Annotated in this window: 14 protein-coding genes; 10 read left to right on the top strand and 4 right to left on the bottom strand. The window is 67.6% G+C overall.

Annotated elements, in window-relative coordinates; genetic code table 11:
• Positions 1-70: 70 nt before the first annotated feature.
• Complete coding sequence (locus ACIBG5_RS26795) at positions 71-3,259, bottom strand: BTAD domain-containing putative transcriptional regulator (RefSeq protein ID WP_396394189.1); 3,189 nt, start codon at positions 3,257-3,259, stop codon at positions 71-73.
• A gap of 64 nt (positions 3,260-3,323) precedes the next feature.
• Between ACIBG5_RS26795 and ACIBG5_RS26790 the strand changes: the two genes are divergently transcribed.
• The 5 genes from ACIBG5_RS26790 (at position 3,324) to ACIBG5_RS26770 (ending at position 7,192) form a co-directional block, all read left to right on the top strand.
• Positions 3,324-3,800, top strand: a complete 477-nt coding sequence (locus ACIBG5_RS26790; protein WP_396394188.1) for an NUDIX domain-containing protein — start codon at positions 3,324-3,326, stop codon at positions 3,798-3,800.
• Between the two features lie 18 nt (positions 3,801-3,818).
• Positions 3,819-4,244: a YkvA family protein gene (locus tag ACIBG5_RS26785; protein WP_396394187.1), complete on the top strand. Its 426-nt coding sequence runs from the start codon at positions 3,819-3,821 to the stop codon at positions 4,242-4,244.
• A 91-nt stretch (positions 4,245-4,335) separates the two neighbouring features.
• A complete protein-coding gene (locus ACIBG5_RS26780; protein ID WP_396394186.1) occupies positions 4,336-5,322 on the top strand; it encodes a hypothetical protein in 987 nt (328 codons plus the stop codon).
• A 216-nt stretch (positions 5,323-5,538) separates the two neighbouring features.
• Positions 5,539-6,495: a hypothetical protein gene (locus tag ACIBG5_RS26775; RefSeq protein ID WP_396394185.1), complete on the top strand. Its 957-nt coding sequence runs from the start codon at positions 5,539-5,541 to the stop codon at positions 6,493-6,495.
• Position 6,496: 1 nt separating this feature from the next.
• Positions 6,497-7,192 carry a class F sortase gene (locus ACIBG5_RS26770; protein ID WP_396394184.1) on the top strand — a complete coding sequence of 232 codons (696 nt, stop codon included), beginning with the start codon at positions 6,497-6,499 and terminating at the stop codon, positions 7,190-7,192.
• Positions 7,193-7,204: 12 nt separating this feature from the next.
• Here the strand turns inward: ACIBG5_RS26770 and ACIBG5_RS26765 are convergent, their stop codons facing one another.
• The 3 genes from ACIBG5_RS26765 to ACIBG5_RS26755 all read right to left on the bottom strand — a co-directional run bounded on the left by ACIBG5_RS26765 (position 7,205) and on the right by ACIBG5_RS26755 (position 9,334).
• On the bottom strand, positions 7,205-7,939 hold the full coding sequence (locus tag ACIBG5_RS26765) for a Type 1 glutamine amidotransferase-like domain-containing protein (RefSeq protein WP_396394183.1): 735 nt from the start codon (positions 7,937-7,939) through the stop codon (positions 7,205-7,207).
• A 152-nt stretch (positions 7,940-8,091) separates the two neighbouring features.
• Positions 8,092-8,715 (bottom strand): SAM-dependent methyltransferase, encoded by a 624-nt coding sequence (locus tag ACIBG5_RS26760; RefSeq protein WP_396394182.1) that lies wholly within the window; start codon positions 8,713-8,715, stop codon positions 8,092-8,094.
• A 196-nt stretch (positions 8,716-8,911) separates the two neighbouring features.
• Positions 8,912-9,334 carry a hypothetical protein gene (locus tag ACIBG5_RS26755; RefSeq protein WP_396394181.1) on the bottom strand — a complete coding sequence of 141 codons (423 nt, stop codon included), beginning with the start codon at positions 9,332-9,334 and terminating at the stop codon, positions 8,912-8,914.
• Positions 9,335-9,483: 149 nt separating this feature from the next.
• Here ACIBG5_RS26755 and ACIBG5_RS26750 point away from each other — a divergent pair, with 149 nt between their 5' ends.
• From ACIBG5_RS26750 to ACIBG5_RS26730, 5 genes are all read left to right on the top strand, one after another.
• On the top strand, positions 9,484-9,843 hold the full coding sequence (locus tag ACIBG5_RS26750) for a YciI family protein (protein WP_396394180.1): 360 nt from the start codon (positions 9,484-9,486) through the stop codon (positions 9,841-9,843).
• Positions 9,844-10,161: 318 nt separating this feature from the next.
• Positions 10,162-11,205, top strand: a complete 1,044-nt coding sequence (locus ACIBG5_RS26745) for a uroporphyrinogen decarboxylase family protein (RefSeq protein WP_396394179.1) — start codon at positions 10,162-10,164, stop codon at positions 11,203-11,205.
• Between the two features lie 125 nt (positions 11,206-11,330).
• Entirely contained in the window at positions 11,331-12,038 is a 708-nt protein-coding gene (locus ACIBG5_RS26740; RefSeq protein ID WP_396394178.1) for a 4a-hydroxytetrahydrobiopterin dehydratase, read from the top strand.
• Positions 12,039-12,153: 115 nt separating this feature from the next.
• A complete protein-coding gene (locus ACIBG5_RS26735) occupies positions 12,154-12,669 on the top strand; it encodes a CbrC family protein (RefSeq protein ID WP_396394177.1) in 516 nt (171 codons plus the stop codon).
• A 382-nt stretch (positions 12,670-13,051) separates the two neighbouring features.
• Positions 13,052-13,447, top strand: coding sequence for a hypothetical protein (locus tag ACIBG5_RS26730; RefSeq protein ID WP_396394176.1), 396 nt, complete (start codon positions 13,052-13,054; stop codon positions 13,445-13,447).
• Positions 13,448-13,663: the final 216 nt, after the last annotated feature.

The following is a 13,663-nucleotide window of genomic DNA, read 5'->3' as shown; positions in this document are numbered from 1 at the left end:
GTCCCCTCCAGGAGGTTTTCCTGGACGACACGACGCTAGGAGGACGGCCTTCGCAGTGGCTTAGCGTGACTTAGCGAGCCGTGAGCGGACGCTGTGGGAGGGCGGCGGCCCGCGCCGTACCGATGTGGCAGCCCAGCCGGGCGAAGAGTTCGGACGCTGCCCGGCCGTGTCTGGCCAGTGTCTCGGTGTCACCGTCGTCCTGGGCGAGTTCGGCGGCGAGGAGCCGTATCCACGCCTCGAGGCGCAGGTACCCCTGCGGATGGAAGGCCTCGATCACCTGTTCGGCGAGCAGCCGGGCGGCGTGTCGTTCGCCGGCGAAGAGTTCGACGATGACGAGGTTCAGCAGTGCGCCCGCCGCGCCGGGTACGTCGTCGACGGCCTCGCCGCGATCGACGGCGATGCGGGTGAGGCGTCGTCCGGCTCCGGCGTCACCGGCGGCTGCGGACAGCAACCCCAGGTTCGCCAGGCTGAGGTTCTCACCGCGGCGATCTCCCAACTGCTCGCGGATCCGCAGCGCTTCGCGGAGATGCTCCTCGGCCGGTTCGAACAGGCCCTGGTCGCGCTCGATGCACCCGAGATGGTTGAGAGCGTGGCCGAGCCCGGCCGCGTCGTCGATGCCGGCGAACGTGTCGACGGATCGCCGTACGGCGTCCAGCGCGGCGTCCAGGTCGCCCGCCAGCCGATGGGCGTCGGCGAAGGCGGACAGAGCGTAGCCACGGCCCTGTACCGCGCCGACCCGCCGCCCGAGCAGGAAGGTCTCCTCGAACACCGGAACCAGCGATCCATCGACGGGCGCGAGCGGCATACACATCGTGACGGCGGGGAAGAACGGGACAGCGGTCGCGTCGATGAGACTCAGCCGCCGCAGGCATTCGGCGAACCGTTCCTGAGCGGGTACGACGTCCTCGCGGAAGAGCGCAGCCATCGCGGCCAGCCCGCGGGCGGCGGCGGCCACTGGTGCCGCTGCCAGGAAGTCGGCCCGGACGAGCGCGTTCGCGGCGATCTCCTCGATCTCATTGAGGTCTCCGTTCCCCAGCAGCAGAGTGCCGCGCAGTACCCGGGCGGACACCACGGCCGCAGGGTCGTCGGACTGCGCGGCAACAGCGACGGCGTCGTCCCCGAGGCCTGGGAGCCGGTCGCTCAGACCCCTCCGAGCGTCGAGGGTCGCCAGCGCGAAGAACGCTCGCTCTCGCTCCGGGGACGGTGGGGCGGCCGCCTCGAGAATGCGCTCGAGCCAGCCGGCTCCTTCGGCGAAATGACCGCGTGCCAGCCAGTACTGCGACAGGCTCACTCCGAGCAGCAGGGCCCGTTCGTGATCGTGGTGGAGCGCCCAGGCGAGTGCGGCGCGAAGGTTGTCGTGGTCGGCGTCCAGCAACTGCGGACGTTCGACGACAACGCTGGCTCGCTCCGGGTCCTGGTCGGACGCCAGTTCCAGGAAGTGCCGGCAGTGCGCGGCCTCGAGCGGTCCGATCTCCCGCGCGGCGACGAGCCGCTCGCGTGCGAACTGCCGGATGGTGTCGAGGAGGCGGTAGCGGGAGCGAGGGCCGTCGTGGTCAACCACCAACAGGGACTTGTCGACCAGGCGGCCGAGGTAGTCGAGCACCGTCGGACCGGGAATCCGCTCGTCGGCGCACACCTGCTCGGCCGATGGAAGCGAGAAGCTTCCGGCGAACACGGCGAGCCGGCGGAGCAGCACCTGCTCGTCGTCCGACAGCAAGGCGTGGCTCCACTCGAGCGCTGCCCGCAGCGTCGCGTGCCGGGTGATCTCGCCGTGCCGGCTCAGCAGCGGAAGTGCTTCGCCGAGGCGCTCGGCGATCTCTGCCGGCTCGAGGTGCGAGGCGCGTGCAGCGGCGAGCTCGAGTGCGAGCGGGATGCCGTCGAGACAGCGGCAGATCTCGACGACGGCGCCGGCGTTGTCCGCATCGAGGACGAAGCCGGGGCGGACGTCCTGGGCGCGCTCGACGAAGAGGCGTACTGACGCCAGAGTCCCGAGTCGGTCGAGATCACCCGCGTCCGCAGGCTCCGGGAGCTCGAGGGATGGCACCCGGAAGGTCACTTCGCCCGGAGCATGCAGCGGTTCGCGGCTGGTCGCGAGCACGGTGACGCCGGGACAACCTCGCAGTACTGCGCTGACGAGACCAGCACAGGCGGGGAGCAGGTGCTCGCAGTTGTCGAGCACGAGGAGGAGGGTTCGGGGAGCCAGGCGGGTGATCAGTGTGCGCAACGAGTCCGAGCCTGCCGCGGGATCCAGTCCGAGTGCGGCCGCGACGGTATCGGCAACGAGGTGCGGATCCGCGACCGGCACGAGGTCCGCGATCCAGACGCCGTCGGCGTACTCGTGCAGCCGGCGGGCCGCCTCCTCCGCCAGCCGGGTCTTGCCGGCACCGCCCACGCCGGTGAGCGTGACCAGGCGGCCTCGCTCCAGCAGACGATGGACATCAGCGATCTCCCGCTCGCGCCCGACGAAGCTCGTCAACGCCGGTGCGAGATTGTGCCGGGCCGTCGTCGGCGGGTCGTCGACCGTGACGCTGCCGGTCAGCAGGTCGCGGTACACCCGTTGCGTCTCCGGGTCCGGATCGGTGCCGTACGTCGTACGCAGCTCGCCGCGCAACCGTTCGTACTGCGCCAGCGCCTCCGACAGCCGGCCCATCGTCGTATGGCGTCGCATCAGGCTGCGGACGGCGCGTTCGTGCAGCGGGTCGATCGCGAGTGCGCGCTGCAGGGCATCGAGCGCCTCCGCGTCCTCCCCGGCCTCGGCAGCCGCGTCCGCGAGGTCGACGAGGAGGTCGCAGTAGGTCTCCCGGAGTTCCTCGCGCGGCCGGACGGCCCAGTCCTCGAACCGGTCCTCGGGGAGCAGATCGCCCGCGTACGCCGCGACCGCGGCGCGCAGGTCCGCGAGATCACCGCTCGCGCGGGACATCGCTGCCAACCGCTCGAACGTCCGGACGTCGACCTCGACGCTGTGATTGGCCCGCAGCACCACGAAGTCGTCGCGCAGTTCGAGCAGGCCATCGCTCGACTCGTCGCCGGCGAGCACCCGGCGGGCGACGTACAGCGCCTGATGGAGATTGTTGACCGCGGACGTCGGCGCCCGGTCCGGCCACAACGCCTCGAGCAGTACGTCGCGGTGCAGCCGCTGATCCCGCGTCAGCGCCAGCATCTTGACCAGCGTCCGCGCCTTCCGCAGACGCCAAGCCCGGCCATCGACAGGCAACTGCCCGCGATCGACCCCAAATCCCCCAAGCAGCCGGATCCGCACCTCACCCTCCCCGAAGAGCGTAAACACGAAACTGCCCCCGAGCACCTGTGGTTTTCTGGGCGACGTGACTGACGAGGTTCATTTCACCGCGAGGTTCCCGACCAAACGGATGGCCGCCGACTGCTTGTTCACCGACCCGGCGGGGCGATTGCTGGTGCTCGATCCGCCGTACAAGCCGACCTGGGACCTGCCGGGTGGCGCGGTCGAACGTGACGAGTCGCCACGCCGCGCCGCCCAGCGTGAGGTCCAGGAGGAGTTGGGGCTCGTGGTGGAGCCTGGCGCGTTGCTCACCGTGGATTGGGTGCCGCGGCTGGGTGACTTCACCGAGGTGGTCGCGTTCATTTTCGATGGCGGCGTACTCACACCGTCCGACATCGACCGCATCGCCCTCGACCCAACCGAAGCGAGCACCTTTCGCTTCGTGCTGTTGACCGAGGCCGAGCACCTCCTCGACTCCAACCAGTACGCCCGAGTCACGGCCGCCCTGAACGCCCGGACGTCCACGACCGCTTACTTGGAGAACGGCTCGCCACGTCTGTGAATTCGGCAGAATGGTCGCATGTCGGCGGCGTGGTGGTCTGTGGCGGCGGGTGTTGTCGGTGGTGTGCTGCTCCTCTGGCTGGCGCTGATCGTCGCGCTGTGGATCGGTCGGCCGGACGGACTACGCGTCCGTGATGCGCTGCGACTGCTGCCCGATCTGGTCCGACTCCTGCGACGTCTCGCCGCCGATCCGACGCTGCCGCGTGGGGTGCGGGTCCGGCTCTGGCTCTTGCTCGCGTACCTTGCCCTGCCGTTCGACCTGGTGCCCGACTTCATCCCGGTGATCGGGTACGCCGATGACGCTGTGATCGTGGCGTTCGCGCTGCGCTCAGTCACGCGTCGGGCAGGCAGCGAAGCTCTCGACCGTCACTGGCCCGGATCCCCCGACGGCCTGGCCGCCGTCCGCCGCCTCGCCCGGATCCCGCCCGTCGGTGATGCCGTCTAATGTCCCGGGTCGACACCCCCGCCCACACCTAGCTCCTAGCCCACAAACCCCACGGCACCTGGGCCACTGGGCTCTGGGTGATGATGCTGCCGTGAGCGACGATCAGAACCGGGTAGTCCCGGAGCAGCGACTCTTCGATGCGGTCGCGCGGTGGAACACGGAAACCGGCTTCGGCACAGACGATCTGATCGACACCGCGTGTCTCGCTCTCGGGGATGGACTCGACTCGCCGGCACTGCGCGAACTCGCGGGAGCCTCGCCGCGAGACCGCTTGGGTGATCTCGAGGAGCTGGTCGGCACCACGTTCGACGAGCTCCAGATTCCTCTGCCGGGCACGCTCCGGTCGGGTCAGGCCGTTGCTGCCGGAGGTGGGACCGTGCGTCGCCCAGGAGTGGACGCGATCCGGTTCGAGGTCGCCGACGTACCCGATGAGTCCGGCAGCGGTTTCCAGGTACTTGTCTATGTCAACGGCGTCGAGATGACGGCAGCCGGTGCCGGGCTTGGCATGGATCCGTACGACGTATTCGTCCCTGAGAACCGTCTCGTCGCCACCGCCGGGGCCCGTACGATCCCCATCGCGCGCTGCGAGTGCGGCGTGTACGGCTGCGGTTCGACCGATGTCACGATCGTGAGAGACGACGATCTGGTCCACTGGGACTGGCTCTACGAAGTCCCCATCAATCGCGGAGTCAGCTTCGCCGCGGCGGAGTACGACAACGAAGTCGCGCGCCTGGCGGCCAACTACGACTGGGAAACACCCGACCGGACCGCGGGACGGCTGATCCTGCGCGACCTCGACCGGCAGGCACTTCGCGCCCACGGCTTGAAGCCGAGTTGGGTCGCCAACGACTACCGGAACTCAGCCGTGTTCCGGGTAGCGCTCCAACTCGGCAACAGCTATCAGGTCTTCGTCGACTTTCCATGGACGGACCACACCCCAGCCGAGCTCGCACACTCTGTCTGCCAGACCCTCTCGCAGCGACCCCGAACATGGGACGCGACCTGGCACGCAATCCAGCCTTCGTTGACCCACCCGCCCAAGATCGCCGGCCGCAGCTGGCAACAGGCCAAGCTCTGAAGACTGTTGAGCATGCGGTCGGTTCAGGTATTCCCGAAACCGGTGACGACGTACCGGTGACCTTGTCATCGGCAACAGTCCGGCAGCGGTTGTACACAGGGCCTGTGGACAACGCCGTCCATCTGCGTGGGCAATCGTTACCGAACAACCTTGACTCCTGTGACGAGACCGAAATACTTCTCGTGGACCAATCCCCAGCACCGTTCGAGGACAGACATGACCCCCGTGGGTACCCGTTCCCGTGCCGCGAGCATCGTCGCTGCGGCTGGAGCATTGTCACTGCTGCTCGGCGCGACAGCTCTCCTGGTGGCGCCTTCGGCCAACGCCGACCAGTCGGTCGCCGCCAACGGCCACAAAGGCAACCCGCCAGGCAACAACGGCACGGTCAAGATCGAGGACGACGACATCCAGAGCGGACCACCGGACAACAACCCGCACCAGGGCTGCACGTTCGTGGTCGAGTTCTACAACTACGACAAGGACCCGTCGTTCAACGCGACGGTGACCTTCGAGGACCAGGCGCCGACTGCGGATGCCGGCCTCCAGGTGGTGTCCGGCAATCTGCAACCGTTCATCGGTGAGGATGCGGCCGGTGGTGGTACCGACCTCGACGCCAGGGAGACGTACACGCTGAAGTTCACCGGTCAGCCGCATCCCCAGCAGGGCTACCACGTGAAGCTCACCGTCAACGCCCCCGGTTCGATCGGCAACGACGTCAAGCACAAGGTCTTCTGGGTCGAGGGCTGCAACACCACCACCCCGCCCACCACCCCGCCCACCAGCCCGCCGACGACGCCTCCGACCACACCGGAGACGACCCCGCCGACCACGCCTCCGACGACGCCGGAGACGACCCCGCCGACCACGCCTCCGACCACACCGGAGACGACCCCGTCGAAGTCTCCGTCAACATCGCCGTCGGAGTCCCTGTCGACCTCGCCCACCGCGACCTCTTCGACTCCGGCCTCCGACGTATCGGGGGACTCGGAGTCGCCCACTCCCGGTGTGCCGACCGAGGTCGACGCCGGTCTCGGTGGCGGTTCGGCCAGTTCGGTTGCCGGGATCAACAGCCCGTTCAGCCTGACGGGTGGTCTTCTGCTCGCGGCCGGCGGCCTGATGCTCGCCGGTGGAGTGGTCGTCGGTCTCCGGCGACGCGGAAGGCACAGCGCCTGACATGAGTTCTGCCCGCCGTCGCGGCCGTCGCGCCCCACTCCGGTGGAGCGGGGCGGTCGCGATTGTCGGCGCGGGCGTGCTCGTTGCCGGCGCGTACCTGCAGTTCAATGACGACGCTGGTACTTCGCCGTCGCCGACGGGCTCCCCTTCGCCGGCAGCAGCGGTTGCGGGACGCTCGAACGGGGCGGTCGCCGAACCACCTCGGGCAGCTTCGTCCTCTGCTGCCACGACCTCGTCGACCGGCCGTGTCCCGGCGGCTCGCGCCGGCCGGCCGACCAGCCTCACCATTGCGCAACTCGACGTCAAAGCTCCAGTCATCGCCATCAAGGCCGCACACGGTGCGCTGACGCCGCCATCAGATCCGTCGACGGTCGGTTGGTGGTCAGGAGGCGCACAGCCCGGCGGCGCGCGTGGTTCCGCGGTCATCACCGGGCACACGGTTCACAACGGTGGTGGGGCCTTCGACAAGCTCGACCAGCTGGTCCCCGGGTCGGTCGTCGTCGCGTCGACGGTACGTGGTCAGCTGCGTTACCGAGTCGCGTCGGTGACGACGTACCGGAAAGCCGCGCTCGCGAAGAGGGCGACGCAACTGTTCGACCAGAGTGTTCGTGCTCGGCTGGTCCTCGTGACCTGTGAGGACTGGAACGGCAAGGTCTACCTCAGCAACGTCGTCGTGATCGCCCTTCCGATCACGTAGCTCCTCGGTTCGTCAGGGCTGGAACAGTTTCCACTGGCCCTCGGAGATGATGTCGACGGTGCCGTCGACCACCTTGATCGCGGTGTCGTCGTCGATTGCGTACGTCGGCGCAGGGATCCGCGCCGCCCACTTCTGGGCGTTGGCCACGGATGCGTCGAGGTGCCACGGGTGCTCGAAGTGGGGGATCACCCCGAAGTCCACGAGTCCCGCTCCCTGTCCCGTGACCAGGATTCTGTCGAGGTCACCCTCGGGCGTGGCGAACACGACGTTCTCCGTCTTCAGCGGGCCGTCGCTCGGGCGGGGCGGATCGACGAACGTCTCGACGAACGTGGAGGTAGCTGCGATGCTCCCGGCGCTCACACCCACATAGACCGCCTCGGAGCGCAGCGTCGGCAGGAGATCGGTCAGTCCGGAGCGCCGCATCCAGTTGGCGAGAAACAGCGGGTCGCCGCCCCCGAACAGCAATGTGTCGGCGTCCCGGACCGTCGGCATCCAGGTGTCCTCCTCGATGCTCGGCACGACCGACAGCTCCAGGATCCCCAGCGATTTCCAGCCCAGACCACACAACAACGACGAACGCTTGCCGCAGATCGCCTCCCACGCCATACCGGGCCCGCCCGGGAACGGGTACAGGGCGGTGGGGATGAACAGAGCGTTGGACTCGGCGATCGGCTTGCCCAGCAGGTCAATCAGCGCGTCGCGGATGCTGCCGTTCTTGACCCCGCTCGACGTGAGGAGAGCTCTCATGTCCCACCTTCCTGAGTTGCCATCGCGTGATGCTCAACCGCCTAGGGCAACAGTCAACGACATCCACGACGCCACCGCCAGCAGAGCTGCAGCGAGCACCTCACGAGGTCGATGAAGCGGCCGCGTCATCAGTGCCACGCACTGTGCGGCGGCTAGTTGTTGCGGTGGGCTATGACTCGGGTGAGGCCGAGGGTGCGGCCGGCGTCGGTGTGAAGCATCTGCGCCTCTTCCTGTCCCGGCGTACCGCTGTCGTGGTCGCAGGCTTCGTTCCACTGCAGCCAGTCTCGCCACCCGTCGGGCAGTCGATCAGCGACCTCGACGGTGACCAGGCCGGTCTTCTCCCAGTGCCGGCGCCACCAGGCGGGGCTGTGCCATGCGCAGAAGTCCCATTTCCAGTAGGGCTCGAGGTGTGGTGGGGGAAGCGTCTCGTACTCCTCGGCGAGCCCGGGCTGAACGATGCCGATCTGACCGCCGCGTTTGACGAAGCGTGAGTAGTAGCCGAGATAGAGGTCGTCGGTGCCGAAGTAGTGGTAGGCGCCGATGCTGATGAGCGCGTCGAAGAAGTCCTCGGCGAAGGGCAGGGCGTGGGCTTCGGCGTAGATCGGGTGAACCACGCCTTCTGCGTGTGCCTCGGCCGCGCGCCGCAGGTTCTCGTCGGGCTTGACCCACAGGTCAGTCGCCCACACCTCAACACCGAACTCCTTGGCCAGGAAGATCGAGCTCAAAGCGGTGCCACATCCCATGTCGAGTACCCGCATACCGGGCTCAAGCGGCATGAGATCAGTCAAGGCCTCCGCCTGCCACACAGCGTTCGGCCCCATCCCCCCGTCAACCATCCACCGAGCCGAATACCCAGCAGACCGCGGATACCGCTCGTTCCTCAACAGCACCTCAAGCTCCCCATCATCCACGCGACCGGAGTCTGGGCGAGTACTCACAACCAGGCAACCGGAATATTGGCTGATTGGGGCGTTACCGTTCGGTGGCCACGGCGAGGGCGGTCTTGTATTCGTTGGCCGTGATCCGAACGACGCCCGTTTGGAAGTCCGCCCTTGCCTTCTCGGACGGGGCCATTCGCGACAGCACTGTTCCCATTGACACGGGCGGGTCCCATTCCTCGACCTGAGCCAGCAACACTCCGCGAGTGGAATCGCCCGGACACGCCTGTGCCTCGGACGGTGTCCAATCATGGGCAGCCGAGGCAAGGTCGGCGCGGCCGATGAACACGCGCTCGGGTGCGCCTAGATAGAGGAGAATCTGGTCGCCGGACGCAAGCGCGTGGGCGTGCGGCTCGTCGGCGCCGATGCCCCACATGCTGACTCGCAGGAACCCAGCGGCCAGTTCGCGTACGGCGTGGCCGTCCGCCTTCACGAGGTTGAACAGGTACTGCGCCACCTTCAGGATCGTACCTCCGCGGGCGGTACCAGAACCCCAATGATCCAACGCCCGTAAAGTCTTTTGGTGTCGGTTGTCGGATCGACCGGAGGCCGTTCGTAGCGTAGGTGGAGGCGGACAGCGGGTCCGCTGGAGCCGGAGGAGCAGACATGCCCGAGTACCTCATCTACTTCAACCAGCAGTGGGTGGGCGACCACACCGAGGAGTGGTTCCGTGGGCGCGGGCCGCTCGCCATGGCGGTCACGGAGGAGATGAAGGCCGCCGGCGTATACGTCTTTGCCGGGGGTCTGGAGGAGGAGGACGGCCCGATCTACAGCGCCGACCCCACCAGTGGCGAGGTGTTGATCACCGACGGGCCCTACGTGGAGACCAAGGAGTTTCTGGGCGGGTTCGCTCTGGTGAACGTGCCCGATGACGAGACCGCCAAGATGTGGGCCGGCAAGGTCGCGGAGGCCTGCGGTTGGCCCCATGAGGTCCGCCGCTTCAAGCCGCAGCCTCGAGCCAAATAACTCCACCGCCATGTTCCTCACCACCTGGTGAGGAACATGGCGCGTCTCTCGAAGGCGCGGAACGCGGTATGTGCGGTCGGTTCGATGGCAGGATGCGGTCGTGTTCGAGTGGCATGGCTGGGCGGTCGTCGTACCGTCTCCCGGGGCAGAGGACGACGAGGCTGCAGACAACCGATCGGTGGGGATCCTGTCGGCGGTTCAGAAGTACCTCGACGAACAGACGCGCCAGTCGAGCACCTCGTTGAGTGGATTTCCCAAGCACCCTTGAGGGAAGCGGACGCCTCCTCAACGGGCGGCGGCAGGTCTACAGTCACGAGAGTGACTGCGACATCGATCCCGCTGCCGATCCTGCCAACCTCGTTGGTGGGCAGTTACGCCCAGCCGGACTGGCTGATCGACCGGGCCAAGCTCGCTGGCCGCTTCCCCCCGCGGGTGCGGGCGAAGGAGCTGTGGCGGGTCAAAGCGGAGTACCTCGAGCAGGCGCAGGACGACGCCACGTTGCTGGCCATCCGCGCCCAGGAGAGGGCGGGACTCGACATCCTCACCGACGGTGAGATGCGGCGCGAGTCGTACAGCAACCACTTCGCCACCGCCCTCGAGGGCGTCGACATCGACAACCCCGGGTCGGCCCTCGATCGCAGCGGGCATCCCAACCCGGTGCCGCGGATCGCCGGCCCGATCGCGCGGCCGCGCCCCATCGGCGTCCGCGACGTGGAGTTCCTGAAGGCGAATACCGACCACAAGGTCAAGATGACCGTGCCCGGTCCGTTCACGATGTCGCAGCAGGCACAGAACGACCACTACCCTGACCTCGCGTCGGCGGCGCTGGCGTACGCAGCCGCAGTCAACGCCGAGATCAAGGACCTGCACGCCGCCGGCGCCGACCTGGTCCAGATCGACGAGCCGTACATGCAGGCACGGCCCGAGGCGGCCCGCGAGTACGGCCTCGCCGCGCTCAACGCCGCGCTCGACGGTGTCACCGGCACCACCGCCGTCCACATCTGCTTCGGGTACGCCGCGATCATCCACGAACGGCCCGAGGGGTACTCGTTCCTCCCCGAGCTGGCCGGATGCTCGGCCGACCAGATCTCGATCGAGACCGCACAGTCGGGTCTCGATCTCGGCGTCCTGAGGGACCTCAGCGAGAAGACCGTCATCCTCGGTGTCATCGACCTGTCCGACCCCGAGGTCGAGTCCGCCGAGCTGGTCGCCGATCGCGTACGGCGAGCCTTCTCGTACACGTCCCCGGACCGGATCACCATCGCCACCGACTGCGGGATGAAGTACCTCCCTCGCGCGAGTGCGGAGGGAAAGATGCGTGCCATGGCCGGCGCGGCGTCGATCCTCCGCGCCGAGCTCTGACGCAAGCCGCACAGCCCGCCGCCCAAGACCCAACCCCGCCCTGTCCGCGGCATGCCAATGCGTTAGACGGCGGGTGAGCGATGAGCTCGGGCGCTGCGGCTGAATCAGAGCTAGGGTCCCCGGGTATGGACATGCTGAGGGGCGAACAGATCGCCGAGGCCAACCTGACCGACTGGCGCAAGCTCGCCCAGGGACTGCACGCCCGGTACGTGGTCGACGACTTCGGCGCCGGCGCACGGTTCGTCGCCGCGGTGGGCGAGGCGGGCGACGCTCTCGGCCACCACCCGCGCGTGTCGATCGGCAATGGGTACGTCGACCTCAAGCTGGTCACTGACGACGCCATCTACCGCGACGATGAGGGCACCGAGCATGTCGTCGAATGGGTGACCCAGCAGGACGTCGACCTCGCGCGACGGATCACCGAGATCGCCGCCAACCACCAGTTCGACGCCGACCCGGCCTCGGTCAGCGACATCGAGCTCGGCCTCGACACGGCGCACTCTGCGACCATCGCCCCGATGTGGGCCGTCCTGCTGACCGGGAGCGCTGAGGCCCAGGGCCGCGGAACCCCCAGCGACGAAATCCGAGACGCCACGGGACGGGTACCGAATCTGTGGTTCGGGGACGCCGACGAGCACGAGACCCCGCGTCAGCGGTTCCACGTCGAGGTCTATGTGGCGCCCGAAGTGGCCGATCAACGGATCGCCGCCGCCGTCGCCGCGGGTGGGACCGTCGTTGATGAGAGCAACGCGCCCGCGCTCACCGTGATCGCCGACCAGGACGGCAACCAGGGAATCGTCTGCGTGGACGTGTCCGCTGCGAAGAAAGAATGAACCGCCGACTCGGTCGACCCGCGGCCGCGATTCCGCCCACCCGCACAGCGGCATGAGAGTACGTGACGCATCGGGCTGGTTGTGCCAGCGTCCGCCGATCCACGATGCTTCCGGCATGAGCGACGGACTGCCGCGGTTCCCATACCACCCCGACCCCGTCGCGACGGGATCTGTCGTTGCATCTGAGGAAGTATGCGAGCGATGCGGCAAGGCTCGCGGTCTCATGTACGTCGGCCCGGTGTACGCCGTCGAGGAGGTCGAGTTCCTCTGTCCGTGGTGCATTGCGGATGGAAGCGCGGCCGACCACTTCGATGCGGACTTCACGACAGCGGATGGCGCGCCAAGCGACGTACCGGCAGCGGTACTGGACGAGATCGTGCGTCGGACTCCAGGCTTCGCGGGGTGGCAGCAGGAACGTTGGATGTTCCACTGCGCCGACGGCGCGGAGTTCCTCGGTCGAGCCGGCTGGGAAGACGTGGCAGCACTGCCCGGCGCGATGGAGTCGCTCCGCTTGGACGGAGGCTTGGACGACGCGGCGATGCGGAACCTCAGTGCTGACGGAGACCTGACAGGTTATCTCTTCCGCTGTCGCCTCTGCGGGCTTGGACTCGCGTACTGGGACTGCACGTAACGCAGCCTGCTCCCCGATCTGACTTGGCTTCAGCTCGGCAGACTACTTGACCACCTTGAGGGCGCGAGAGCCGAGCAACGGAGGCCATCACCACGGCGCATCGGTAGGTACACAGGTGGCCGACCGTGTGATCGTTGACGAGGACGGAGTCTGGCTGACCGAATCCGGTAGGACGTTTGGCTACCCCTGGTCGGAGCTGACGGGGGCGGGCATCTCCGTGTTGCTGAAGCGGTTGAGGCCCTCGTGGCGCGGAGCGGAGGCGAGCCGCCAAACCTGGCGACACTCTCCTCGGAGGACACTGTAAGCATCGCGTTAGCTGGCGAATCTCCCTCGGCGTAGCACGCTCGCGCTGGTGCGCTGCGCCCCCTGTCACGATGGGTCCGTGACTCCCGTCCCGATTCGTATCGGCGTTGTCGATCCTCGCCTCACACGCTTACACCAACGGCTGACGTACGACGGCCTCCTGGAGGGCCTGCCGAACCGGCGCATGAACGAGGCGCAACTCAGCCACGACCGGAACCTCGGATACCTGGTACCGGTCGATCAGGAGCCGATTGAGGGCTTCGAGAACTATCCATTCGGGGGTGCGGCGAGACTGCCGGCCATCCGCGTCGAGGCCGCGTTCTCCTCGAACGCCCTGACGGGCGATCCACTCCAGCGCAGCATTGCCGTTGTGATCTGGTATCAGCATGGGTGGGCACGACCCATCGAGACACCCGTACTTTCACACCTGGCTTCCGTTGAGTGGGCATCAATCGCACTCGACGAAGACCTCTGAGCGTTGCCCATCGCTTGAGTGGCCAACAATCGCTCACCGGCATGAGCGCGGAATGCGGCAGATCCGGTTGCCGCAGCGCACGCCATCTGCGGCACGTCCGAGCGACATGGTCCCTTCGTCGGGCGACGGTCATGAATGGTTGCCCAGTCGTCGCCGCACCACACGCCGCCGCAGGGTGGGCGAAGCCACCACCTCGTAACCAGCCTCGAGGAAGAC

This window comes from Kribbella sp. NPDC050241 (assembly GCF_044459685.1).
In the GTDB taxonomy this organism is placed as follows: domain Bacteria; phylum Actinomycetota; class Actinomycetes; order Propionibacteriales; family Kribbellaceae; genus Kribbella.
Note: the sequence above shows the minus strand (reverse complement) of the source record. Positions and strands in the feature narration are given on the sequence as shown.

What these genes read in the sequence shown, in the direction of transcription:
- ACIBG5_RS26785 (WP_396394187.1), top strand. Translation starts at nt 3,819, where the DNA reads ATGTCGGCGGCGTGGTGGTCTGTGGCGGCGGGTGTTGTCGGTGGTGTG.
- ACIBG5_RS26775 (WP_396394185.1), top strand. Translation starts at nt 5,539, where the DNA reads ATGACCCCCGTGGGTACCCGTTCCCGTGCCGCGAGCATCGTCGCTGCG.
- ACIBG5_RS26770 (WP_396394184.1), top strand. Translation starts at nt 6,497, where the DNA reads ATGAGTTCTGCCCGCCGTCGCGGCCGTCGCGCCCCACTCCGGTGGAGC.
- ACIBG5_RS26765 (WP_396394183.1), bottom strand. Translation starts at nt 7,939, where the DNA reads ATGAGAGCTCTCCTCACGTCGAGCGGGGTCAAGAACGGCAGCATCCGC.
- ACIBG5_RS26760 (WP_396394182.1), bottom strand. Translation starts at nt 8,715, where the DNA reads ATGCCGCTTGAGCCCGGTATGCGGGTACTCGACATGGGATGTGGCACC.
- ACIBG5_RS26750 (WP_396394180.1), top strand. Translation starts at nt 9,484, where the DNA reads ATGCCCGAGTACCTCATCTACTTCAACCAGCAGTGGGTGGGCGACCAC.
- ACIBG5_RS26740 (WP_396394178.1), top strand. Translation starts at nt 11,331, where the DNA reads ATGGACATGCTGAGGGGCGAACAGATCGCCGAGGCCAACCTGACCGAC.
- ACIBG5_RS26735 (WP_396394177.1), top strand. Translation starts at nt 12,154, where the DNA reads ATGAGCGACGGACTGCCGCGGTTCCCATACCACCCCGACCCCGTCGCG.